The sequence below is a fragment of the Methylosinus sporium genome, assembly GCF_003113265.1.
Lineage (GTDB): Bacteria > Pseudomonadota > Alphaproteobacteria > Rhizobiales > Beijerinckiaceae > Methylosinus > Methylosinus sporium.
Genome location: NZ_PUIV01000016.1, coordinates 1 through 22,571 on the forward strand (window position 1 = coordinate 1; position 22,571 = coordinate 22,571).

Consider the following 22,571-nt stretch of genomic DNA (forward strand, 5'->3'; position numbering starts at 1 on the left):
CCGCCCCGCCACACATGATGACCGGCAGTATCTTCGTCATGTCTCGCCTTTCGGTCGAGGGATGGATCGGCGGGGGCAGTTCACGCGGCGGAAGCAGCTTTTGCAAATATGTTCAAACAGATCGAGCGCTTCTGCCACGCAGGTCTCGTCCCTGCGGCCGTCCGCCGACGATTTCGTGAGCTATAGGCCGAACGCGTCGCCTTTGGCAAGTGGACGCGGGCTCTCGTGGATGCGGGTCCCTGCGGCCCCAGCGGACGAAACCCGCGCTGGGGCGGCCGTGCGCGTTCCTTCGGGATCATTTGGGTTGCGGCGAGGCGGGAGCCTCTTTCGGTAGGCGCGCGCGGCGCTCCGGCAGGGCGGCGAGAATGCGCTTTCGCTCCGCCGGCGTTGCGTCGCGCCAGCCGGCGATCTCGCCGATCGTCCGTGCGCAGCCGACGCAAAAGCCGGTCGGCGCGTCGATGCGGCAGATTTTGATGCAGGGCGTTTCGGCCATCACACGTCCAAATTGGCGACGTTCAGCGCATTCTCCTGGATGAATTCGCGGCGCGGCTCGACGATGTCGCCCATCAGCTTCACGAAAATATCCTCTGCCTCCACCGCCTCCTTCACCTTCACCTGCAGCAAAGAGCGCACCTCGCGGTCGAGCGTCGTCTCCCACAATTGCTCGGCGTTCATCTCGCCGAGGCCTTTGTAGCGCTGAATGGTGAGGCCTTTTCGGCCCTGCGCCGCCATCGCGTCATAGAGCGCGATCGGGCCGGAGAGCGCGGTCTCGTCGCCGCGTCGCGCCAGCGCCGCCGGGCCGGCGAAAATCTCGCGCAGGCTCTCCGCGCGCTCTTGCAGCTTGCGCGCTTCGCTCGAGGCGAGCAGAGCGGCGTCCAGCGTCACCGCCTGCGCCACGCCGCGCAAAGTGCGGCGGAAGACATAGCCGTCGTCGCGCAATTCGCCGGTCCAGCCGCGCTCGGTCTCTTCCGCTATGGCGTTGAGACGCTCCGCGACTTCGGCCGCCTTGGCTTCGTCGGGCGGCGATTGCAGCGCGCCGGCCATCGACGTCTGCTCGACGACATTGCGGTCATAGCGCGAATGCAGCCCGTTCATAATGGTGCGGAAGGAGCGCGCGTCCTCCAGCGCCGCGCGCAGATCCTTGCCGGCGCGCGTCTCGCCATTGCCGCAGTGGAGCGCGGCGCCGTCGAGCAGCGAGTCGATGAGATAATCCTCGAGCGCGCGCTCGTCCTTCAAATATTGCGTCGATTTGCCCTTGGTCACCTTATAGAGCGGCGCCTGCGCGATGAACACATGGCCGCGATCGATCAGCTCCGGCATCTGCCGATAGAAGAAGGTGAGGATCAGCGTGCGAATATGGGCGCCGTCGACGTCGGCGTCGGTCATGATGATGATCTTGTGATAGCGCAGCTTGTCGGCGTTGAACTCGTCGCGGCCTATGCCGGTGCCGAGCGCCGTTATCAGCGTGCCGATCTGCTCGGACGACAGCATTTTGTCGAAGCGCGCGCGCTCCACGTTCAAAATCTTGCCGCGCAATGGCAGCACGGCCTGGAATTCGCGATTGCGGCCCTGCTTGGCCGTGCCGCCGGCGGAGTCGCCCTCGACGATGAAGAGCTCGGCCTTCGCCGGATCGCGCTCCTGACAATCGGCGAGCTTGCCGGGAAGATTGGCGACGTCGAGCGCGCCTTTGCGCCGCGTCAGCTCGCGGGCCTTGCGCGCCGCCTCGCGCGCGGCGGCCGCCTCGCAGACTTTGGAGACGACGCTTTTCGCCTCTTGCGGATGCTCCTCGAGCCATTGGTCGAGCAGCTCGTTGACGACATTCTCGACCGCCGGACGCACTTCGGACGAGACCAGCTTGTCCTTCGTCTGCGAGGAGAATTTCGGGTCCGGCACCTTCACCGAGACGACGCAGGTCAATCCCTCGCGGCAGTCGTCGCCGGTCAGATCGACCTTCTCGCGCTTGGTGAGGCCGGAGCGCTCGGAATAGCCGGTGATCTGCCGCGTCAGCGCGGCGCGAAAGCCCGCGAGATGCGTGCCGCCGTCGCGCTGCGGGATGTTGTTGGTGAAGGCCAGAATATTCTCGTGATAGGAATCGTTCCACCACAGCGCGACTTCGACATTGATGTGCTCGCGCTGGCCGTGAATGAGGATCGGCGCGCCGATCAGCGCCGATTTGGCGCGATCGAGATAGCGCACGAAGGCCTCGAGCCCGCCCTCGTAATAGAGGTCCTCGCGCTTTTGCTCCGCATGGCGCGCGTCGGTGAGCACGATATGCACGCCCGAGTTCAAAAAGGCGAGCTCGCGCAGGCGATGCTCAATGGTCGCATAATCGAACTCGACGACCGTCTTGAACGTCTCCAGCGACGGCAGAAAGGTGACTTCCGTTCCGCGCTTGGGCTTGCCGTCCTCGATCGGCGCGGCGCCGACCACGGCGAGCGGCGCGACGGAATCGCCATTGGCGAATTCCATGAAATGCTCGCGCCCTTCCTGCCAGACGCGCAGCTTCAGCCAAACGGAGAGGGCGTTGACGACCGAGACGCCGACGCCGTGCAGGCCGCCCGAGACCTTGTAGGAGTTCTGGTCGAATTTACCGCCGGCGTGCAGCTGGGTCATGATGACCTCGGCCGCGGAGACGCCTTCCTCCTTGTGAATGCCGGTCGGCACGCCGCGGCCATTGTCGGTCACGGTGCAGGAGCCGTCGGCGTTCAGCGTCACGGTGACGAGAGTCGCATGGCCGGCGAGCGCTTCGTCGATGGCGTTGTCGACGACCTCATAGACCATGTGATGCAGGCCGGTGCCGTCATCGGTGTCGCCGATATACATGCCCGGGCGCTTGCGGACGGCGTCGAGGCCGCGCAGCACTTTGATGGAATCCGCGCCATATTCGGGCGGCGTCGTCGCGTCGGCGTCGTCGGTCATGGTCGGAGACTCCTCAAGGGTGAGCGGGCGATTCGAGAGCTTTGATTTTACCGCCAAACGCGGCCGAAAAGCACGAAAAACCAGGGTCGGCGCCAAACCGGTCCGGCAAGACCTCTTGCCGAGTCGGTCTCTCGGCTCCTCACGCCGCGACGAACGCCCCCGGCAGGCGCAAGATGCGGCAGGGGCCGCCCGCCGCCACAGCGCCATCGCCCGCCTCGCGGATGAGCAGCGCCTGCGAGCGCGCCAGCTCGGTCAGCAGCGAGGAATCCTGCAAGGCCTGCGGCGTCGCTGTGAGCCGTCCCTCGGCGTCGCGCGTGAGCGTCGCGCGCATATAGTCGCGGCGGCCCTTATTCGGCTTCAGCGGCGCGCCGGCGACGGCGGCCTCGGTCTCGTCCGCGCCCGCGCGCGGATCGCCTTGCAGCGCGCGAATGAGCGGGCCGAGGAAGACCAGCGCGCAGACGAAAGCCGCCACCGGATTACCCGGCAGGCCCAGAATGCGCGCTTCGCCCAGCGTTCCATGGATCAGCGGCTTGCCCGGCCGCATGGCGATGCGCCAAAAGTCGAGCGCCATGCCCTGGCGGGCGAGGGCCGGCCGCAGCAGATCGTGATCGCCGACCGAGGCGCCGCCCAGCGTCACCACAATATCGGCCTTGGCCGCGCGCGCCTGCTCGAGGCCTTTTTCCAGCTCGGCGATGTCGTCGCGGAAAATGCCGAGATCGATCGCCTCGGCGCCGGCGGCTTCGGCGATGGCCGCCACCGCATAGGAATTGCAGGCGATGATTTGCGCCGGGCCGGGCTCGGCGCCGGGCGGAACCAGCTCGTCGCCCGAGGCGATCAGCGCCACGCGCGGGCGCCGCGCGACGGGAAGCAGCGGATGATTGATGGCGGCGGCGAGCGCCAGCTCGCTCGGGCCGATGCGCGTTCCGGCGAACAGTGCGGGATCGCCCTCTCGGAAATCGAGCCCGCGCGCGCGAATATGCCGGCCGGGCGGGGGAGGGGAGGCGGCGCCGACGCCAGCGGCGTCGATCATGGCGTCCTCCTGCAGGAGGATCGTGTCCGCGCCGTCCGGCACGGGCGCGCCGGTGAAGATGCGCACGGTCTCGCCGGCGCCGAGCGCCGAGTGATAGCCATGGCCAGCGGCGCTCTCGCCGACGAGCGTCAGCCGCGCGCCGGGCGCCGCGAGCTCGGCGGCGCGCAGCGCATAGCCGTCCATGGCGGAGACCGCGACCGGCGGCTGCGTGCGGCGCGAGACGAGATCCTGCGCAAGAGTGCGGCCGAGCGCTTTGAAGAGCGGAACCTCCTCGTCGCCGGAGAGACGCGTCGCGCCGGCGAGCACGCGGGCGAGCGCTTCGTCCACGGACAGCAATTTGTCGTCAGCCATTTTTGTCCATTTCGTCGCGACGCCATTCGCCGGAGCGTCCGCCGCGCTTCTCGACCAGCTCGACGCCCTCGATGCGCATCCCGCGATCGACGGCCTTCAGCATGTCGTAGATCGTCAACAGAGCGACGCCGACCGCGGTCAGCGCCTCCATTTCCACGCCGGTCTTGCCCGTGACCGAGACTTCCGCCGTCGCGCGCACGCCGGGGAGATTGGCGTCCGGCTCGAGATCGACCGCGATCTTGGTGACGGGCAGAGGGTGACAGAGCGGGATCAGCTCATGCGTCTTCTTGGCCGCCATTATGCCGGCGACGCGGGCGACGCCGAACACATCGCCCTTCTTCGCCTGTCCCTCGACCGCGAGAGCGAGCGTCGCGGCGTCCATCACGATCTGTCCGCGGGCGATGGCGACGCGTTTCGTCTCCGCCTTGTCGGAGACGTCGACGATATGCGCCTCGCCCTTGTTGGAAAGATGCGTCAGCAAGCCCATTCTACGTGCGCACCCGCCTGTGATCGCCCTTGACCGAGCCATGCAGCAGCTTGCGTGTCGCCGTCGTCACATCGTCCTTGCGAACGAGGCTCTCGCCGACGAGGAATGTGAAGACGCCGGCCTTCTCGAGCCGCAGGCAATCCTCATGGCTCGTTATGCCGCTCTCGGCGACGATGATCCTATCCTTGGGAATGCGCTCGGCGAGCCGCTCGGTCGTCTCCAGCGTGACGTCGAATGTATGCAGATTGCGATTGTTCACGCCGATGAGCCGCGTCTCCAGCGCCAGCGCGCGGTCGAGCTCTTCCTCATTATGCACTTCGACGAGAACGTCCATGCGCAGATCATGCGCCGTGGTGTTGAGGCGCTCGGCCTCCTCGTCGGAGACGGCGGCCATGATGATCAAAATGCAATCGGCGCCGTGGGCGCGCGCCTCGAACACCTGATAGGGATCGTAGAGGAAGTCCTTGCGAATCGCCGGCAGGTGAGCGGCCTTGCGCGCGGCCTCGAGATCCTCGAGCTTGCCCTGGAAGGAGGGGCCGTCGGTCAGCACCGAGAGGCAGGCGGCGCCGCCGGCTTCATAGGCGCGCGCCAGCGCCGGCGGGTCGAAATCATGGCGCAGCACGCCTTTGGAGGGGCTCGCCTTCTTGATTTCCGCGATCAGTGCGATGCGGCCCTCGGCGAGCTTGGCCTCGATCGCATGGACGAAGCCGCGCGGGGGATCGTGGTCGCGCACATTGCGCTCGAGCGTCGCCAGCGGCATACGCACTTTGGCGTCGTTGATCTCGGTCCGCTTATAGGCTTCGATCTTGCTCAGAATGTCGGTCATGCCGCTTTTGGTCCTTCGCGCCTTCGAGAGGTTTTCTACCACGAAGACACGAAGGACACGAAGCATTTCCCGCCAGCGCGGCGGCGCGCCGCAGTCTTTTCTGGCGGTGCGGCGTCGTCACGCATTGGAGACGCGGATAAGCGCCTCGAGCTTCGCCTGCGCGGCGCCGCTGTCCAGCGCCCGCGCGGCGAGATTTGCGCCTTCGTGAAGATCGGCGGCCGCTCCGGCCACGACCAGCGCCGCCGCGGCGTTGAGCACGGCGATATCGCGATAGGCGTCGCGCGCTCCCGCCAGCACGGCCCGCAGCGCGTGGGCGTTATGGGCGGGATCGCCGCCGACGAGCGCCTGCGGCTCCGCCCGCGCCAAACCGGCCTCCTCGGGCGAAACGACGAAGCCTCTGACGGCGCCATCCTCGAGCGCGACGACGAGAGAGGGCGCGGTCGTCGTCAATTCGTCGAGCCCGTCCTCGCCATGGACGAGCCAGACGCGCTTGTAGCCGAGCTCCGCCAAGACGCGCGCCAGCGGCTCGAGCAGCGCGCGCGAGGAGACGCCGAGCAGCTGCTTTTCCACTCGCGCCGGATTGCACAGCGGGCCGAGCAGGTTGAAAATCGTGCGCAGGCCGAGTTCCCCGCGCACCGGCGCGGCATGGCGCATGGCGGGGTGATGCGTCGCCGCCGCCATGAAGCAAATACCTGTTTCCGAAAGGCAAAATGCGGCGTGCTCGGGCGTGACGCCGACCTTGACGCCGAGTTCCGCCAGCACGTCGCTGGCGCCGGAGCGGGAGGAGGCGGCTCTTCCGCCATGCTTGGCGACGCGCACGCCGCAGCCGGCGACGATGATCGCCGCCAGAGTGGAGACATTATAGGTGCCGGCGCCGTCGCCGCCCGTCCCGACAATGTCGATCGCATCTTGCGCGCCCGCGACCGGCGCCATCGCCGCGCGCATGGCCTCCGCCGCGCCGATGATTTCTTCCACCGTCTCGCCGCGCTGGCGCAGGCTCATCAGAAAGGCGCCGAGCTGCGCCGGCGTCGCGCCGCCTTCGAGCACGGTGGAGATCGCGGCGCGCGCCTCCTGCCGGGAGAGGGTCGCGCCGGCGGCGAGGGCGGCGAGATAGGGCTTGATGTCGGTCACGGCCGAATGTCTCTGTTGAAGTAGAGCGAGCCTTCAGGCTCGCATTGGCTCACGCGACTTTGGCGGGGCGGCGCGTCGCGTTCCACTCCTGCGCGAGATCGAGGAAATTGCGCAAAATCTTGTGCCCATGCTCCGAGGTGATGCTCTCGGGATGGAATTGCACGCCATGCACGGGCGCGCTCTCGTGCGAGAGGCCCATGATGAGTCCGTCCGGAGTCTCGGCGGTGACGCGCAGGCAGGAGGGCAAGGTCTCGCGCGCGACGATCAGCGAGTGATAGCGCGTCGCCTGGAATGGCCCCTCTATGCCGCGGAAGATCGTCTCGCCCTTGTGCAATATGGTCGCCATTTTGCCGTGCACGGGCAGGGGCGCGCGGATCACATCGCCGCCGAACGACAGGCCGATGGACTGATGGCCGAGGCAGACGCCGAAAATCGGAATCGTCGCCCAGGCCGCCGCGATGAGATCGAGGCAGATGCCCGCCTCCTTGGGCGTGCAGGGGCCGGGCGAGAGCACGATCGCCTCCGGGCCGGCGGCGAGCACTTCGGCGACCGAGACCGCATCGTTTCGCTTGACCGTCACCTCGGCCCCGAGCGAGCCGAAATAATGCACGAGGTTGAAGGTGAAGCTGTCGTAATTGTCGATGAGCGTGACTTTTGTCATTCGCGCTTGGGTCCGGTTCTCGGCGGCGTGGGCTGCTCGCCCGCCGCGGCTCGATTTTTTCGGCTCTTCGGCCGCTCAAGTCAATTCATTCGCGCCGCTCGGCGGGGGAGCCGGCGCCTCTAGCCGCGCCGTCCGAGCCGCCAGTCCGGCCGCAGATTGGCGATCAGCATGATCTCGCCGATGCTCTGGCGCGTCAGCAGGCCGACGAGGACGCCATCGGCGTCCAGCACGCCCATGGCCGAGGCGCCGGCGAATTTCTCGATCGTCTCGTCGAGCGGCGCGGCCGCGCTCACGGTGGGGGCGTCGCGCTGCACATGGGGCGCGATCGGCGCGCTGCGGTCGTCGGCCTTCAGCGCCTCGATTATGTCCGAGCGGTCGAGCAGCCCCATGAAGCGGCCGTCCGCCGCGACCACCGGAAACTGGTCCTGCGAGGTGGCGAGCAGAGTCTCGACCGCCTCGCCGAGATCGGCGCCCCAGGCAATGGCGGCGATGCGGGTCTCCATGGCGTCGGCGACGGAGAGGCCGCGGGCAGCCTCGCTCGCTACGGTCATTTGCGCCTCGCCGCTGGCGGCGATGTAGACGAATATGGCGATGAAGACGAGGATGGGATTGCCGAACAGGCCCAAAAAGCCCAGGGCGAAGGCGAAGCCCTGGCCGATGAAGGCGGCGATGCGCGTCGCCTTGCCGCGCGGCAGCCACATTGCGAGCGCGGCGCGCAGCACGCGGCCGCCGTCCATGGGGAAGGCCGGGATCATGTTGAACAGCGCCAGAAACAGATTGGCGGCGGCGAGACGCGCGAGCACATTGAGATGCGGATCGTCGAGCTGCGCCAGCGTCTCCGGCTGGAAGGCGCCGAGCGCGATGAACAGCGCAGCGGCGATGACGACATTCACCGCGGGGCCGGCGAGCGCGACGAGCAATTCCTGATAGGGTTTTTCCGGCATATGGTCGAGATTGGCGACGCCGCCGATCGGCAGCAGCGTGACCTCGGTCGAGAAAATGCCGAAGCGCCGCGCCATCAGAATATGCCCGAACTCATGCAGCACGACGCAGGCGAAAATGAGCGTGATGAAGATCACGCTGTCGCGCGCCGCCGGCGCGCCGCCGCTGCGATAGGCGGAAAAGCCGATCCAGGCGAGCAGCAGCAGAAAAGTGATGTGAATGCGGACGGCCGTGCCCTTGAACGAGCCGAGCGTGAGCGACCAGCGCATGGAAGAGGCCCCTCTATCGACGTGACGACCGCGACGCCTGCTCATAGCAGAAATCGTCGACATTCGGCCAAAAATCCCTGACATTCGGAAAAGAAAAAGGGCGATCGACGCGTGACGCGCAGATCGCCCGAGTGGAGCGGAGAAAGCTATCAGGAGAGGAGGAGACGTCAGAGGCGATAGCGAATCTGATCCGTCCAGAAGCGCTCGAGGCGCGTCAGAGCGGTGTTGACGGTGCGGAACTCCGCGGTCGAGACGCCGCCGATCTGCTCCACCGTCGTCGCGTGCTTCTCATAGAGAGCGGCGACGATGTCGTGAACCTCCTTGCCCTTGGGCGTGAGGCTGATGCGCACGGAGCGGCGATCGACGCGCGAGCGGGCATGGTGCAGATAGCCCATCTCGACGAGCTTTTTCACATTGTAGGAGACGTTGGAGCCGAGATAATAGCCGCGCGTGCGCAGCTCGCTCGCGGTGAGCTCCTTGTCGCCGATATTGTAGAGCAGCAGAGCCTGCACCGAATTGACGTCGCCACGATTGCGACGATCGAACTCGTCCTTGATGACATCGAGCAGGCGGCGGTGCAGACGCTCCACCAGCGTGAGGGATTCGAGATAGATCGGGCGAATTTCGTTGATCTTCTCCGCGCGGACCTGCGCCGCCTCGGTCTTCGACGCCGTATTCATGAACAAGCTCCGTCTCGTCTTTTGCGCCGGATATTCGATAGTCCGGTCCGTGTCTCGATGGGCCAGAACCTATCCGCCGCGAATGAAGACCGCTTTAAACAACAGTCTGAATCCGTCGTTTACCTCCACTACCTTCGATGCGGTAAATAGCCAGTGAATCAAATTGTTAGAATTGCGTTAGGGGTGTTGCGCGCGCCGCTTCGCGCGTCTTACCCGAGCCGGGAGAAAAATGCGCGCGCCTTTCGCCCGATACGGCCGAGGCGGCCCTCGACAGCCTCGGCCTCGGGGCCGCGCCGCCTGCGGCGCTTCTCGCGCAGGCGCCGCGCCTCATAATCGCGGCCGGCCTCGAAAGTGAGGAAGAAATAGAGGCCGATGAGCGAAAGATCGAGCGCGATCAGCCAATAGCCGCCGGCGAAAAATCCCGGCACGCTCAAGGTCACGAAGATTTGCGCGCCGGCGATGAGCAGCCACAGCACGCCGCCCCAGGGCGTCGCCAGCCAGAGCCCGACGCCGGCGACGAGATCGAGCACGGCGAAGAACACGATTGCGATGGCGGCGTTGGTCGGCGCCTCGTCGAATATGGGCCGGCTCGCGGCGAGCACGATCACCCATTGCATCACGCCTTGCAGCAGCCAGAACAGCGCCATTATGCGCATGAACAGCGTGAGCATATGGCCCCAGCGCGCCGCGTCGCCCGCAGCGCCGGCGTCGCCGAGACGGATCGGCCGGTGCGGGTCGTCCGCCTCCTCATAGAGCGTATGCTCGGTCACGCCGCGCCTCTCTCGCTCCGGCTCTACTGCCCGCGCCGCGCGCGCGTCGCGAAGCGCACGGCCTCCTCGGCGGCGCGGAACAGCGCCTTCGACTTGTTCACCGTCTCGCGATGCTCGTAATCGGGGTCGCTGTCATAGACGACGCCGGCGCCCGCCTGCACATGCATCTTGCCGTCTTTGACGATCGCCGTGCGCAGCACGATGCAAGTGTCCATCTGGCCGCCGGCGCCGAAATAACCGATGCAGCCGCCATAAATGCCGCGCTTGTCCGTCTCTAATTCGTCGATGATCTCCATGGCGCGCACTTTCGGCGCGCCGGAGACCGTGCCGGCCGGAAAGCCGGCGGCGAGCGCGTCTATGCAGTCGCGCGCGGGATCGAGCGCGCCTTCGACATTGGAGACGATATGCATCACATGGCTGTAGCGCTCGATGGTGAAGCTGTCGGTCACGCGCACGCTTCCCGTCGCGGCGACGCGGCCGACGTCATTGCGTCCGAGATCGAGCAGCATCAAATGCTCGGCGCGCTCTTTCTCATCGGCGAGAAGATCGGCGGCGAGACGCTCGTCCTCCGCCTTCACCGGGCTGCGCCAGCGCGTGCCGGCGATGGGGCGGATCGTCACCTTTCCTTCGGCGACGCGCACCAGAATCTCCGGCGATGAGCAGACGATCTGGAAGTCGCCGAAATTGAGAAAGCATAGAAAAGGCGCCGGATTGACGCGGCGCAGCGCGCGATAGAGCGCGAAGGCCGGCAGAGCGAAAGGCGCGGTGAAGCGTTGCGACAGCACGACCTGAAAGATGTCGCCGGCGCGAATGTAATCCTTGGCTCGCTCGACCATTTCCAGGAAACGCCCGGGCGCGGTGTTGGAGACCGGCTCCTCGGCGAGAAGATGCGGATCGGCCTCCGCCTCGCGCTGCTCGAGCGGCGCCTCCAAGGTCGCGACCACAGAATCGAGCCGCGCGAGCGCCGCCTCATAGGCGGCCTTGGCGGAGACGCCCGCCGTTGGGCGGGCGGGCGTCACCACGATGATCTCGTCGCGCACATTGTCGAAGACGACCATGACGGTCGGCCGCAGCAAGATCGCATCGGGCACGCCGATCTTATCGTCCTTGGCCGGGGCGAGGCGCTCCATCAGCCGCACAGTGTCATAGCCGAGATAGCCGAACACGCCGGCCGCCATCGGCGGCAGATGCGCGACCTCGTCGATCGCGGATTCGGCGAGCAATTCGCGCAGGGCGTCGAGCGGCGGTTTCGCGCAGGGTTCGAAAGCATTCGCGTCACGCAACGCGCGGCGGTTGATCTCGGCCTTCTCGCCATGGATGCGGAACACGATGTCGGGGTCGAGCCCGATCATCGAGTAGCGGCCGCGCGCGGCGCCGCCCTCGACCGATTCGAGCAGGAAGACATTGGCCGTCCGCGCGCGCGTCAGCTTCAGATAGGCCGCGACCGGCGTCTCCAGATCGGCGACGAGCCGCGTCGCCACTAGGCCGGCGCGGCCCGCCTCATGGGCGGCGGCGAATTCGTCGAACGAAGGTTCGGACAATGCGCTCACTGGTTCTGATCCGCTCCGCCGGTCGCCGCCTGCAACGCATGTTCGTTGATCGACACGTTGAAGACCTTCTCGAGCGCGCCGACATATTGCTCGAGTATGTCATTGGTGAAGGCCGGCCGCAGCTGGTCCGCCGCCGCCTTGGCCTCGATGGAGGCGGGATCATAGGCCGGCGTCGTCGCGCTCTTCACCTGGAAGACGAGGCGCCCGCCATCGACCGCAGCGGAGCCGGCGCCCTTGGACGGCGCGTCGAAAATGGCGACGATCGCCGCAGTCGACAGCTCGGGATGCGGCGCGCGCTTCACATCGCTCAAATGCCGCGTCTCGGCGCCGGCGCCCTTGGCGACATCCTCGATCGCCTTGCCGGCGCGCAGCTCCGCGGTCAGCGCCTCGGCGCGCTCGGTCAGCGCCTTCTGCTGCTTCTCGCCGCGCAGAGCGGTCTCGACCGCCTCCTTCACCTCGGCGAAGCTGCGCTGGCGCGCCGGCTCCACTTTGGCGATCTCGAACCACACATAGCCGCCGTCGCGTGTCGGCACAGTGTCGTTGTCGACGCCGACGTCGGAGGCGAAAATCGCCTTCAGCAGATCCTCGGAGCCGAAGAGGCCGGCGATCTCCTTGCCGGCGGGATCGAGTCCGGTCGAATCCGCCGCCTCGATCGTCGCGACGTCGAGGCCGGCCGATTTGGCGGCCTCGGCCAGCGTCTTGCCGCCGGTGCGCTGATCCTCGATCGAGTCGTGCAGCGTGCGCACGGACGGAGCGGCGCGCTGCTGCGCGATCTCGCGGCGCAGCTCGTCGGCGGCCTCCTCGAAGCTGCGCGTGAAGACGCTGGGGATGATCTTCTCGACCTGGAGAATGGCGAAGCCGAACGCCGTCTGAACCGGGCCGACGAAGCCCGGCTCGCGCGAGGCGAAGACCTTTGCGGCGATCTGCCGGTCGCCGAGGTCGCGCTCCTCGAGCAAGCCGAGGTCTATGTCCTTTTGCGAGAGCTTGCGCTCTCCCGCCAGCGCGTCGAAGGAGAGGCCGCCCTTCAGCCGCTCGAGCGCCTTATCGGCTTCGTCTTTCGAGGCGAAGAGAAGCTGGCGCAAATGGCGCTTCTCCGCCGTGCCGTAGCGCTTGGCCTTCACCTCGTCATAGAGCTTGCGAACCTCCGCCTCGCTCACCTCCTGCGGCTTGGCGAGCGAAGCCGGCGTCACGGCGAGCAGAGCGAGCTTGCGATATTCGCGGGCGCGAAAGCTCTGCTCGCGATCGTCGAAATATTTCTTCAGCTCCTCCTCGCCGGGCTTGGCGACCTCGCCAGCGGCCGCGGCGGGGAGAAGGAAATAATCGATCTCGCGAACCTCGTTGCGGAAGCGATGCAGCGCCTCCAGCACCAGGGGCGGCGGCTCCATGCCGGCGACGATGGAATCGGTCAGCTCCTTGCGCAGATAGCCGCCCTTCTGCTCGAGGAGAAAGCTGCGCTCTGTATAGCCGGCGTCGCGGATGAGCTGCTTGAAGCGGTCGGAGTCGAATTTGCCGGCCGGACCTTTGAAGACATTTTCATCGCGGGTGAGGCGCAAGGTCTCGTCTTCGGAAATGGCGAGGCCGAGCGCTTTCGTCTTCTGGTCGAGCGACAGATCGGTGATCATGCGCTGGAGCACCTGCTGGTCGAGCCCGAAGCGGCGCGCCTCCTCATTGGTGATGGCGCGGCGAGCGCGCTGCTGCAGGCGGCGCAGCTCATTCTGATAGGCGCTGCGATAGGCGTCGACCGAAATTTCGCCCGCGCCCACTTTGGCGAGCCGCGTGGAGGTGAAGCCGCGGAACACGTCGCCTATGCCCCACACCGCGAAGCTCAGCGCGATGAAGCCCATGACGAGCCCGAGGACGATGCGGCCGATCCGATGTTGCGAGGCGATGCGAAGGCCTTCCAGCATGATTTGGGGCTTCCCTTGGGCGTTGCGGTCTCCGGCTCTTTCGTGCGCTCACGGCCGGAATTGGCGCGGACTATAGGTAGCGTCGCCTCCACTTGCAATCTTGCGCTCCGCCGCCCCTTCGGGCGGGCTCTGGCGCGGCGGCGCGCGGCGTGGGCCGAGGGAACCGACCCGCTTCCCGCACGTTGTGACGCCCTGGGGGGCCGCCGCGGGCGCTGGCTCGCGATACGGGAGTGTGCATATGAACCTCACGAATCTGACCATGGGCGCGGTCGCGCTCGGATTGCTCGCCATCTCTCTACCGGCGATGACGGCTCCGGCGCTGGCGCTGCCCTCGGCGGTTCCGGCGCTCGCCGCCGGCGCGGCCTCAGATATCGCCAAGGCTCGTTATCAGGACTATCCGGGCGCGCGCGCCTCCAAGGCGACGAAAGGTCGCTCCTCGGCGACGTCTCAGAAATATTCCAAATCCGGCGCCGCCTCCGGCAAGGCGCGCATGGCCGGCCAGAGCGGATCGCAGGGGCGCTCGGCGATCCAGGGCCGCTCCTCCTCCAGTCAGGGCCGCTCCTATAATAATCAGGGGCGCACTTACAACCAGGGGCGCTCCTCGGTCGGCGGCCATGGCATAGCGCCCTATAGCGACATTCCGCATCGCGCCATGAAGCATCGCGCGCACTAAAGGCGGGCGCGCACTGACGAAGCGCTCTTCGATCGCATCGTTCTGGCCGTCGGACGCGTCTCGCGCCGGCGGCCACGCGCGCTTAACGCGCCGTTAACCATGGGCGCGGACACTCGGGCCACTGAGACATCGCCTCGGCGTCGCTCAGGAGGTCCTTCATGTGGACGGCAGCGGCGCGCCGCCTAGCGCCCCCTTCGCGGCCCAATGGCCTTCGGATTCTCGGCGTCATCGTCGTGTCCGTCTGCGCGGGCGCGGCGGCCGGCTTTTTTCTCGGCTCGCGCACCGGCGTCAAGACCGCGCTGCAGGCCGCGCAGAGCATAGACGGCCAGACCCTCGCCAAGGCGCTCGACTGGAAGCCCGAAGTCTCCTTCGGGATCGAGCAGCGTCGCGAGATCGCCCGCTTGCTCGACGAGGCGCGGGCGACGCGCGCGCTGATCGAATCGCTTCGCCACGACGAGGAGGCGCTGCGCGCCGGCGTGCGGCTGCGCGCGCTGGAGACGGCGCGCGATTTCGGCGCCGCGCGGCTGGAGCAGATCGAGCAGCGGCTCGACCGGCTCGACGGCGCGCGCATCGATCCCGCGCCGACCGGTTCCCTGCCCAAGGGCGAGGCCCGCCGCGAGTCCCGCGCCGCGCCGATGGGGACGCGGTGATCGCGCTCGCGCCGGCCCGGCGCCGATTTTTTTCGGCGATCCCGCCCGGCGGCGACACGCAATTGTCATAAGGCTTGGCCATTGGACGGCGGCGCGTGGCTTTTTCCGTCTCTGCGGAGATGACGGCGATATCCGGCTGTGCGACATGCTGTCCCGCCGGAGCCCCAGCCGCCGGCCATCCCTGCGCCTCGCTTCGCCGAAAGCCTTCGATCATGCTGAATCGTTTCGTCGCGCTCACCTCGCTCGGCCGCCGCACTCTGCCCAATCTGTGGGATTTCGTCGCTCTCGCGCTCGTCCTCGGCGTTTTCGCGCTCGCCGCGCCGGGCTGGCGCGGCATGGCGCTGCCGCTCGAGGCGCCGGAGACGGCGCAATTGTCGCTCGATTATTGGGAGCTGCCCTATTACGGACTGCGCACGACGCTGCGCATGTTCGCGGCGATCGGCTTCTCGCTGCTCTTCACGCTGGTCTACGCCACGCTCGCCGCCAAGAGCCGGCGCGCCGAGATGATTCTGGTGCCGCTGCTCGATGTGCTTCAGTCGGTGCCGGTGCTCGGCTTTCTCTCCTTCACGGTGACGTTCTTTCTCGGCCTCTTCCCCGGCTCGACGCTCGGGGCGGAGGGCGCGGCGATCTTCGCCATCTTCACCAGCCAGGCTTGGAACATGGCCTTCTCCTTCCACCAGTCGCTGCGCACCGTGCCGCGCGATCTCGACGAGGTGGCCAAGGGCTTCGGCCTCACGCCCTGGCAGAAATTCTGGCAGCTCGAGGCGCCCTTCGCGATGCCCGGACTCATCTGGAACATGATGATGTCCATGTCCGGCGGCTGGTTCTTCGTCGTCGCCTCGGAGGCGATCACCGTCGGCGACGTGAATGTGCGGCTGCCGGGCGTCGGCTCCTATCTCGCTCTGGCGATCGAGAGCAAGCGCATCGATTGCGTCGTGGCGGCGGTGGTCGCTGTGGCGCTCATCATTCTCGCCTATGACCAATTGCTGTTTCGGCCTATCGTGGCCTTCTCGGGCAAGTTCCGAGTCGAGCTCTCCGCCTCGCAGGACGAAGCCGAAAGCTGGGTGCGCGATCTCTTCGTGCGCACGCGCTGGCTGCGCGCCGCCGCCGCCTGGCCGGCTTCGCTGCTGCGCCGCGCCTCGCTGTGGAAAATGGCCTTGCCCTACGCGGCCCCGCGCCTGCCGGAGAGCCGCCGCGGGGCGGTGGTCTTCGATGTCGTATGGTTCGCGGCCGTCGGCGCGGCGCTGCTCTATTCGCTGTCGCTGGTGTTCGAATTTCTGCGCAGCGCGGTGAGCCTCGAGGAGTTCCGCCACGCGCTGCTGCTGACATTCTACACGATGATCCGCGTCATCGTGCTGATTGCACTGGCGACGCTGATCTGGGTTCCGATCGGCGTCTTTGTGGGCCTGCGTCCGCGCATCGCCGAGAAGATCCAGCCGCTGGCGCAATTTCTGGCGGCCTTTCCGGCGAATGTCCTCTTCCCCATCGCCGTCATCGGCATTCTCACCTTCCGGCTCGATCCCGACATATGGCTGTCGCTGCTGATCATCTTCGGCACGCAATGGTACATATTGTTCAACGTCATCGCCGGCGCCTCGGCTTTCCCGAACGATCTCCGCGAGGTCTCCGCCAATTTCGGCATTCGCGGCTTCGCCTGGTGGAAGAACGTCATTCTGCCGGCGATCTTCCCCTATTACGTGACCGGCGCGCTCACCGCCTCGGGCGGCTCGTGGAACGCCGCCATCGTCGCCGAATATGTGAAATGGGGCGACGACACGATCGAGGCGCAGGGCATAGGCGCCTATATCGCCGCGGCGACCGCGGCCGGCGACTATCCCAAGATCGTGCTCGGCGTCTCGCTGATGAGCGTCGTCGTCATTTTGTTCAACCGTCTCTTCTGGCGCCAATTGTTCGGCTTCGTCGAACGGCGCCTGCGCCTGTCCTGAAGGGTTCCGCCATGTCCGCGACGAAAGCGCCTCTGCTCGAGCTCCGCAATGTCTTCCAGGCCTATGGCCGCTCTTCCGGCGAAAAAGGCCCGATCGTTCTCGACGATATCTCGCTGCGGCTCGACGATGGCGAGATCGTCGGCCTGCTCGGACGTTCCGGCTGCGGCAAATCCTCGCTGCTGCGCATCGTTTCCGGCCTGGCGCGGCCGACCGGCGGCGAGGTTCTCTATCGCGGCGAGAAAGTGGCCGGCCCGGTCGATGGCGTCGCCATGGTGTTTCAGAGCTTCGCCCTGTTTCCCTGGCTCTCCGTGCTCGCCAATGTGGAGCTCGGCCTGCGCGCCAAAGGCGTGCGCGAGGCGGACGCTCGCCGCCGCGCGCTGAAGGCGATCGACATCATCGGCCTCGACGGCTTCGAGAACGCTTTTCCCAAGGAGATTTCCGGCGGTATGCGCCAGCGCGTCGGCTTCGCGCGCGCGCTCGTCGTCGCGCCCAATATTCTCTTGATGGACGAGCCTTTCTCGGCGCTCGACGTGCTGACCGCGGAAACCTTGCGCACCGATCTCCTCGATCTGTGGGTGGAAGGCCGGATGCCCATCAAATCCATACTGATGGTCACGCACAACATCGAGGAGGCGGTGCTGATGTGCGACCGCATCGTGGTGCTCTCCTCCAACCCCGGCCGCATCGCCGCGGAAATCCGCGTGACGCTGGCGCATCCGCGCAATCGGCTCGATCCGGAGTTCCGCCAGCTCGTCGACCAGATCTATGCGCTGATGACGCGCCGCGCCGAGCCGGCGAAGATGCGGGAGTCGACCTTCCCGGGCCTCGGCCTCGGCATGGCGCTGCCCACCGTCTCGACCAACACGCTCGCCGGCATGATCGAGGAGGTGGCGGCGCCGCCTTATGACGGCAAGGCCGATCTGCCGACGCTCGCCGACAGCCTGCAGCTCGAGATCGACGAACTCTTCCCCGTCGCCGAGACGCTGCAGCTGCTGCGCTTCGCCGAGCTCGCCGAGGGCGACATAAGGCTGACGACGGCCGGCAAGCGCTTCGCGGAGATGGACGTCGACCAGCGCAAGAAGCTGTTCGGCGACCATTTGCTCGCTTATGTGCCGCTGGCGCAGCGCATCCGCCGCGTGCTGGACGAGCGGCCGTCGCATTACGCGCCCGCCACGCGCTTCCGCGAGGAGCTCGAGGATTACATGAGCGAGGACTATGCGGAGATGACGCTGCGCAGCGTCACCACCTGGGGCCGCTATGGCGAGATTTTCGCCTATGACGAAGGCGCGCAGGCCTTCAGCCTGGAAAATCCGCAATAGGCGCAAATGGGCGCGCCATCGGTCACCGCACGCGGTTCAGTTGCCCGCGCAGCTCGCCTTCCGGATGCTTGGCCGAATGGATGTTGAAATACCATTGGCCGTCTTCGAGTTGCTTGACCTGCTTGGCGTCGAGCGTCGCTGAGCCCTGGAATGTCTCCTCCAAGGCCTCGACCGGCAGCACCGGCGCGGCTTTCTCGCCGGCCTTGGCGGGCCCATGGAAATGCGCCTTCAGCTCCTGGCCCTCGAGACCGACAAAATAGCCCTTCCAGCTGATTTTCCGGGTCTTGGGGTCCAGCGTCACGGCGATGGAGCCGACGCCTTTGCTTGCGCTCGGCGGAGTTTCCGCGCCGCCGGAGAGATCGCCCTTGAACATCTGCACTTCGGCGAAAGCGGGCGAGGACGCGACGGCGAGTGCGACCGCGGCCGCGAGCGATGCATTCCTGGACATTTGTAGACCTCCTGTGTCAAATGGCGGAAACAGCGCCCCCGAGGGCTTGCCACCTAACGCGTCCGCGCGACGCTTCAAGCCGCCTGCCCGAGCCTTTGCGGCTGCGGCGCGAGAGCAGATCGTGCGGCGGCGCAGAGATTTTGGGAAGACGACATGGCCGAGTGGTATAACGAGATCAGCCTTGAGGATTTGAAGAGCGGCATCGCCGACAAATCGATCATTCTGGTCGATGTGCGCGAGGCGGACGAATACGCCCAGGGCCATATCGACGGCGCTTTGTTCGTGCCGCTGTCCGCCTTCGATCCGAGCAAGATTCCGGCGCCGGCCGAGGGCCAGAAGGTCGTGGTCTATTGCCGCTCCGGCAAGCGCTCGGTGAACGCCATGGAGCAGGCCCGCCTCTTCGGCCGCCGCGACGTGAGCACGCATTTCGGCGGCGGCATCATCGGCTGGCAAAAGGCCGGGGAGCCGGTCGTCACGGGGATGTGATGGCGCTGCAGGCTCACCTTTTTGCCTGCAGTAGATCCATGAAGAGCCGTGCGGCGCGCGAGGGCGTGCGTCCCGGCGCTGCGGCCAAGCCGAATTCGCGGTAGAGCGGCGGATCGAGCCGCGCGACACGTAAGCCCTTCCGATTTTCCGGCAAGGTAGACTCGGGCGCGAGGCCGACGCCGACGCCTTCGCGGACGAGCGCAATGGCGCTCGTCCAGTCGCGCACCTCCATTCGGATATTCGTCAAAGACAAGCCGGCATGTTCGGCGAGCGTGCGCGCATGGATATGGCATCCTCCGGTCGCGAGCACGAAAGGCTCCGCCGTCAGTTCGGCGAACGACACGGATGATCCACGTCGCGCCAGACGATGAGAGGAGGGCAGAACGCAGACCCAGGCGTCCCGCCCAATCGTGATCGTGTTTCTCTCTGGTGGCGGATTCAATACGACGCCGATGTCCACCGATCCCTCGTCGAGCCAGATCTCGACCTCCTGATCATCCGTCTCCAGCGCGATCACGTCTATGTCGGGGTGGAGCGTGCGGAAGCGCCGGAGCAGGGGCGGCAGAAAGGTCGCGAATACGCTGGGGAAGGCGGCGATGCGGAGCGCGCCGAACGGCTCCCCGGCCGCAATCGCCGCTTCTCGGCGGATCGCCTCCACATGAGTGAAGGCCGCGCGGGCGTGCTCGAGAACGCGTTCTCCGAACGCCGTCAGCTCGATTCCGTTTGCTTTCCTCACCAATAATTTGACGCCGAGACTCTCCTCCAGCGTCGCGAGCGCCTGGCTCAGGCCGGACTGCGTGACGCCGATCGCTGCGGCCGCGGCGGTGATGCTGCCGGATTCTGCTATGGCGATCAGGCCGCGGAGCTGTGTCAGCTTCATATTAGAGCTGCTTATATGAGAAATCTTATTCCGTAATTTTTCTTCTTCCCTGCGTCATGTCAACATGCCCGCGTCCTTCTTCGACGGAGATGTCCGGATGAAGCTGTATTTTGCCGCCGGCGCCTGCTCTTTCGCGCCGCATATAGCGTTGCAGGAGCTGGGGTTGCCCTACGAGCTGGTACGGGTGAACAATCGAACCAAGAGGACGTCGGAGGGCGGCGATTTCTGGACGGTCAATCCGAAAGGCTATGTCGCCGCGCTCCGCCTGGATTGTGGCGCGACGCTGACCGAAGCGCCGGCGATTCTCCAATTTCTCGCCGATCTGAAACCGGAGGCGGGGCTCGCGCCGCCGAACGGCGAATTGGAGCGCGTGCGTCTTCAGGAATGGCTCAACTTCATCGCCAGCGAGCTTCACGCCGGTTCGAGCCCTTTGTTCGATCAGGCGTTGCCGAAGGCGGCGCGAGAGTTCTTCGAGGCGCGACTGTCCAAGCGTTTCGATTGGCTCGATTCGGCATTGGCGGACCGTCCGTTTCTGATGGGCGGGGTTTTCACGGTCGCCGACGCCTATCTCTTCACTGTGCTCGGCTGGATGCCGCGCTTCTCGATCGATCTCGGGCGTTGGCCGAAGATCGGCGCCTATGTCGCGCGGATTGCCGCGCGCTCTTCTGTGGAGGCGGCGCGGGCTCGCGAGGCGGCGATCCCTGCGGTCGAATGATCGTAGCGGCTCGAAGCCCTCACTCCCACTCGATGGTCAACAGGCTTGAATTCGTATTGTGCGTATTGGACTTTCCGCCCGCGACCCAAAACCATACCAACTCCAATACCATCAGGATAAGGGCTCTGGATTCGTGGATTCTATATGATGATATTCCCGCCATAAGCGGGCGCACATCATAAACGAGCGCCGCGAAAATGCAGACCAAAATTTAGACTGACCAGTCTCGCAAGAAGGGAGGGTCTTTTGAGTCCGGCTCGGGATTGGGCCGGCTGACAGACAATCGCGTTGGAACAGGTAGGGCCGCGCCAAAAATAATAGCCTCGCCGCGCCCCAGCCCGGCAAGCTGGCGGGATACGTTCACCCCCGCTGTTTCCGCCGCCGATGCGACCGCCCGCTGATCTGCTTCGTTATTGAGTCGGAACACCGCCCATGTGCCGCATTGCGAGAGCACGGTCGGGGAAACCTCGGACGGGCGCTGGGTGCTGATGAGCAGGGACAGGCCGAACTTGCGTCCCTCTTTCGCTAGTCTTTCATAAGCAAGCGCCTGCTGCCCGCCGTCGGATTCACCGGGTAGCTGACGCAGATAGTGGTGCGCCTCTTCCAATGCCAGCATCGTAGGATGGGTATTGCCGGGGCCGCGCTTGAAGATCTCGGCGGCGAACATCTCAAGCAGCGAACCGAGGACGAACGGCATAAGATCCTGGGTCAAGCGGCTGAGGTCAACGATGTGAATTGACCAATCGTTCTGATCGAAGGCAGGCGGTCCAAATGCCTCCCGAACGAGCGCGGCGCATTCGGCATCCATGCTCAAGGGACGCACCAATCCAGGGCCGCCAGCGATCTCCACAACCGATGTAAACTGTGGGTCTTCGATCAAGCCGCGTATGCGGTTAATCATCGACTGAATATGGCCATACTGGAAGGCGTTTCGTTCTACACCATTCCGGCCCGGCGAAAGCACATACCATTCTGTGGCTAGGCAGGACAACGCGCGCATGTGCGGCCACAGGTTCGCTAAAGGCGATGTTCCTGCCCTTATCGCGGCAATCGCCTGATTGGCTTGCGTGGGATTGCCGGTGTGACAGTCATCGAAAAGGACGTTGGCCTGCCCGCCAACCGGCTTTGCACCGTGGGCGTCCGCTTCCACAAATCGCAGATGCTCAATAGCGAAGCGCAGCGTCGGCATCTGCGCTTTCTCGCTCGGTATTAGCAACCGGGACAGGCCGTGCCGACCAAGGGCGTAGTATGGAATCCGAAGCCCGCCATTGGGGCCGCCTAGCTGCGTGATCTTCACGCGCTGTCCGAGGTGGGCGAAGGCGGGCGTATATTCGCCGTTCACGTCGAACACGACGATCCGCGACTTGGGCAGGCGCAAAAGCTGTTGCAGCACGGCCGCGACGAAATGAGTTTTCCCCTGACCTGTCGAACCAAGGATCGCCATGTGACGCCCGAGCACCTCGTCAATGTTCGCGCAGACTTCTACCGCCCGGTTCCGCGAATCCGCACCAAGCCTGATTTGCTCGGCCTTGATGCCGGTCGCACCGATGGTCGCCACCGTTTCGATGTCGGAGAGCGGATAGACACTCGCCCCGAGAACAGGCAGCCGCCATTCCTGCGGTGAAAAGATCAACTTACCGTCACGCTTTGCCAGAAAGCCGACGACCCGGCCGCGAAGCTGGCGCAGCGGCTCCTGCGGGACATTTTGGGACCGCCCGCGCCCTAGGGCATGGACTTCGCGCGGCTCGGCGAACGCGACCGTCATGATCCGAAGGATAATCGTCTCGGCCCCGGCGTCGATCCCTACCAAATCGCCCGGCTGCTCGACGGTCGATAAACCGTCGCGGTGCCCGGCGACATGACCACGGGAGTCTTCAAGCAGATTGACCAGAAGCTGCGGGCCGTCGATCTCGACCACATATCCGATTGGG

Annotated in this window: 21 protein-coding genes; 6 read left to right on the forward strand and 15 right to left on the reverse strand. The window is 65.8% G+C overall.

Going from position 1 to position 22,571, the window contains the following annotated elements:
- Nucleotides 1-295 precede the first annotated feature (295 nt).
- From C5689_RS11265 to C5689_RS11320, 12 genes are all read right to left on the reverse strand, one after another.
- The gene (locus tag C5689_RS11265) at nucleotides 296-493 is read right to left on the reverse strand and encodes a DUF1289 domain-containing protein (protein ID WP_142864557.1); all 198 of its coding nucleotides are present in this window, start codon (nucleotides 491-493) and stop codon (nucleotides 296-298) included.
- Nucleotides 493-2,919 carry a DNA topoisomerase (ATP-hydrolyzing) subunit B gene (gene gyrB / locus C5689_RS11270; RefSeq protein WP_108917374.1) on the reverse strand — a complete coding sequence of 809 codons (2,427 nt, stop codon included), beginning with the start codon at nucleotides 2,917-2,919 and terminating at the stop codon, nucleotides 493-495. Before gyrB ends, C5689_RS11265 begins: the two co-directional genes overlap by 1 nt.
- 139 nt (nucleotides 2,920-3,058) lie before the next feature.
- On the reverse strand, nucleotides 3,059-4,300 hold the full coding sequence (locus C5689_RS11275) for a molybdopterin molybdotransferase MoeA (protein WP_108917375.1): 1,242 nt from the start codon (nucleotides 4,298-4,300) through the stop codon (nucleotides 3,059-3,061).
- Nucleotides 4,293-4,787 (reverse strand): cyclic pyranopterin monophosphate synthase MoaC, encoded by a 495-nt coding sequence (moaC, locus tag C5689_RS11280; RefSeq protein ID WP_108917376.1) that lies wholly within the window; start codon nucleotides 4,785-4,787, stop codon nucleotides 4,293-4,295. Before moaC ends, C5689_RS11275 begins: the two co-directional genes overlap by 8 nt.
- A 1-nt stretch (nucleotide 4,788) precedes the next feature.
- A complete protein-coding gene (trpC, locus tag C5689_RS11285; RefSeq protein WP_108917377.1) occupies nucleotides 4,789-5,613 on the reverse strand; it encodes an indole-3-glycerol phosphate synthase TrpC in 825 nt (274 codons plus the stop codon).
- Nucleotides 5,614-5,730: 117 nt separating this feature from the next.
- Entirely contained in the window at nucleotides 5,731-6,744 is a 1,014-nt protein-coding gene (gene trpD / locus C5689_RS11290; RefSeq protein WP_108917378.1) for an anthranilate phosphoribosyltransferase, read from the reverse strand.
- A gap of 49 nt (nucleotides 6,745-6,793) precedes the next feature.
- Nucleotides 6,794-7,405, reverse strand: coding sequence for an anthranilate synthase component II (locus C5689_RS11295; RefSeq protein WP_018266042.1), 612 nt, complete (start codon nucleotides 7,403-7,405; stop codon nucleotides 6,794-6,796).
- Between the two features lie 119 nt (nucleotides 7,406-7,524).
- Nucleotides 7,525-8,616 (reverse strand): site-2 protease family protein, encoded by a 1,092-nt coding sequence (locus C5689_RS11300; protein ID WP_108917379.1) that lies wholly within the window; start codon nucleotides 8,614-8,616, stop codon nucleotides 7,525-7,527.
- 167 nt (nucleotides 8,617-8,783) lie between these two features.
- On the reverse strand, nucleotides 8,784-9,296 hold the full coding sequence (gene ldtR / locus C5689_RS11305; RefSeq protein ID WP_108917380.1) for a transcriptional regulator LdtR: 513 nt from the start codon (nucleotides 9,294-9,296) through the stop codon (nucleotides 8,784-8,786).
- 209 nt (nucleotides 9,297-9,505) lie between these two features.
- Nucleotides 9,506-10,066 (reverse strand): DUF6163 family protein, encoded by a 561-nt coding sequence (locus C5689_RS11310; RefSeq protein WP_108917381.1) that lies wholly within the window; start codon nucleotides 10,064-10,066, stop codon nucleotides 9,506-9,508.
- Between the two features lie 23 nt (nucleotides 10,067-10,089).
- Nucleotides 10,090-11,607 (reverse strand): anthranilate synthase component I, encoded by a 1,518-nt coding sequence (gene trpE / locus C5689_RS11315; protein WP_174800268.1) that lies wholly within the window; start codon nucleotides 11,605-11,607, stop codon nucleotides 10,090-10,092.
- Between the two features lie 5 nt (nucleotides 11,608-11,612).
- Entirely contained in the window at nucleotides 11,613-13,523 is a 1,911-nt protein-coding gene (locus C5689_RS11320) for a SurA N-terminal domain-containing protein (protein WP_108917383.1), read from the reverse strand.
- A gap of 238 nt (nucleotides 13,524-13,761) precedes the next feature.
- Here C5689_RS11320 and C5689_RS11325 point away from each other — a divergent pair, with 238 nt between their 5' ends.
- From C5689_RS11325 to C5689_RS11345, 4 genes are all read left to right on the forward strand, one after another.
- Nucleotides 13,762-14,196 carry a hypothetical protein gene (locus tag C5689_RS11325; RefSeq protein ID WP_108917384.1) on the forward strand — a complete coding sequence of 145 codons (435 nt, stop codon included), beginning with the start codon at nucleotides 13,762-13,764 and terminating at the stop codon, nucleotides 14,194-14,196.
- Between the two features lie 158 nt (nucleotides 14,197-14,354).
- Nucleotides 14,355-14,846, forward strand: coding sequence for a hypothetical protein (locus C5689_RS11330; protein ID WP_108917385.1), 492 nt, complete (start codon nucleotides 14,355-14,357; stop codon nucleotides 14,844-14,846).
- 212 nt (nucleotides 14,847-15,058) lie between these two features.
- Nucleotides 15,059-16,792 (forward strand): ABC transporter permease, encoded by a 1,734-nt coding sequence (locus C5689_RS11335; protein ID WP_108917386.1) that lies wholly within the window; start codon nucleotides 15,059-15,061, stop codon nucleotides 16,790-16,792.
- A gap of 11 nt (nucleotides 16,793-16,803) precedes the next feature.
- Complete coding sequence (locus C5689_RS11345; protein ID WP_108917387.1) at nucleotides 16,804-18,111, forward strand: ABC transporter ATP-binding protein; 1,308 nt, start codon at nucleotides 16,804-16,806, stop codon at nucleotides 18,109-18,111.
- A gap of 22 nt (nucleotides 18,112-18,133) precedes the next feature.
- Here C5689_RS11345 and C5689_RS11350 read toward each other — a convergent pair whose 3' ends face one another.
- The gene (locus C5689_RS11350) at nucleotides 18,134-18,559 is read right to left on the reverse strand and encodes a CHRD domain-containing protein (protein ID WP_108917388.1); all 426 of its coding nucleotides are present in this window, start codon (nucleotides 18,557-18,559) and stop codon (nucleotides 18,134-18,136) included.
- A 153-nt stretch (nucleotides 18,560-18,712) separates the two neighbouring features.
- Here C5689_RS11350 and C5689_RS11355 point away from each other — a divergent pair, with 153 nt between their 5' ends.
- Nucleotides 18,713-19,045, forward strand: coding sequence for a rhodanese-like domain-containing protein (locus tag C5689_RS11355; protein WP_108917389.1), 333 nt, complete (start codon nucleotides 18,713-18,715; stop codon nucleotides 19,043-19,045).
- A 13-nt stretch (nucleotides 19,046-19,058) separates the two neighbouring features.
- Here the strand turns inward: C5689_RS11355 and C5689_RS11360 are convergent, their stop codons facing one another.
- On the reverse strand, nucleotides 19,059-19,925 hold the full coding sequence (locus tag C5689_RS11360) for a LysR family transcriptional regulator (RefSeq protein ID WP_108917390.1): 867 nt from the start codon (nucleotides 19,923-19,925) through the stop codon (nucleotides 19,059-19,061).
- A 97-nt stretch (nucleotides 19,926-20,022) separates the two neighbouring features.
- On the opposite strand from C5689_RS11360, the gene gstA reads away from it, so the two are divergent.
- Complete coding sequence (gene gstA / locus C5689_RS11365) at nucleotides 20,023-20,640, forward strand: glutathione transferase GstA (RefSeq protein ID WP_108917391.1); 618 nt, start codon at nucleotides 20,023-20,025, stop codon at nucleotides 20,638-20,640.
- 211 nt (nucleotides 20,641-20,851) lie between these two features.
- Here the strand turns inward: gstA and herA are convergent, their stop codons facing one another.
- Nucleotides 20,852-22,558: an anti-phage-associated helicase HerA gene (gene herA / locus C5689_RS11370; RefSeq protein WP_158271799.1), complete on the reverse strand. Its 1,707-nt coding sequence runs from the start codon at nucleotides 22,556-22,558 to the stop codon at nucleotides 20,852-20,854.
- Between the last annotated feature and the right edge of the window lie 13 nt (nucleotides 22,559-22,571).

Bases quoted from the DNA above. Each gene is read 5' to 3' on its own strand.
- C5689_RS11300 (WP_108917379.1), bottom strand. From the start codon at position 8,616: ATGCGCTGGTCGCTCACGCTCGGCTCGTTCAAGGGCACGGCCGTCCGC.
- C5689_RS11320 (WP_108917383.1), bottom strand. From the start codon at position 13,523: ATGCTGGAAGGCCTTCGCATCGCCTCGCAACATCGGATCGGCCGCATC.
- gstA (WP_108917391.1), top strand. From the start codon at position 20,023: ATGAAGCTGTATTTTGCCGCCGGCGCCTGCTCTTTCGCGCCGCATATA.
- C5689_RS11360 (WP_108917390.1), bottom strand. From the start codon at position 19,925: ATGAAGCTGACACAGCTCCGCGGCCTGATCGCCATAGCAGAATCCGGC.
- gyrB (WP_108917374.1), bottom strand. From the start codon at position 2,919: ATGACCGACGACGCCGACGCGACGACGCCGCCCGAATATGGCGCGGAT.
- ldtR (WP_108917380.1), bottom strand. From the start codon at position 9,296: ATGAATACGGCGTCGAAGACCGAGGCGGCGCAGGTCCGCGCGGAGAAG.
- trpC (WP_108917377.1), bottom strand. From the start codon at position 5,613: ATGACCGACATTCTGAGCAAGATCGAAGCCTATAAGCGGACCGAGATC.
- C5689_RS11325 (WP_108917384.1), top strand. From the start codon at position 13,762: ATGAACCTCACGAATCTGACCATGGGCGCGGTCGCGCTCGGATTGCTC.
- C5689_RS11275 (WP_108917375.1), bottom strand. From the start codon at position 4,300: ATGGCTGACGACAAATTGCTGTCCGTGGACGAAGCGCTCGCCCGCGTG.
- C5689_RS11335 (WP_108917386.1), top strand. From the start codon at position 15,059: ATGCTGAATCGTTTCGTCGCGCTCACCTCGCTCGGCCGCCGCACTCTG.
- C5689_RS11350 (WP_108917388.1), bottom strand. From the start codon at position 18,559: ATGTCCAGGAATGCATCGCTCGCGGCCGCGGTCGCACTCGCCGTCGCG.
- C5689_RS11330 (WP_108917385.1), top strand. From the start codon at position 14,355: ATGTGGACGGCAGCGGCGCGCCGCCTAGCGCCCCCTTCGCGGCCCAAT.
- C5689_RS11295 (WP_018266042.1), bottom strand. From the start codon at position 7,405: ATGACAAAAGTCACGCTCATCGACAATTACGACAGCTTCACCTTCAAC.
- C5689_RS11345 (WP_108917387.1), top strand. From the start codon at position 16,804: ATGTCCGCGACGAAAGCGCCTCTGCTCGAGCTCCGCAATGTCTTCCAG.
- C5689_RS11355 (WP_108917389.1), top strand. From the start codon at position 18,713: ATGGCCGAGTGGTATAACGAGATCAGCCTTGAGGATTTGAAGAGCGGC.
- moaC (WP_108917376.1), bottom strand. From the start codon at position 4,787: ATGGGCTTGCTGACGCATCTTTCCAACAAGGGCGAGGCGCATATCGTC.
- C5689_RS11265 (WP_142864557.1), bottom strand. From the start codon at position 493: ATGGCCGAAACGCCCTGCATCAAAATCTGCCGCATCGACGCGCCGACC.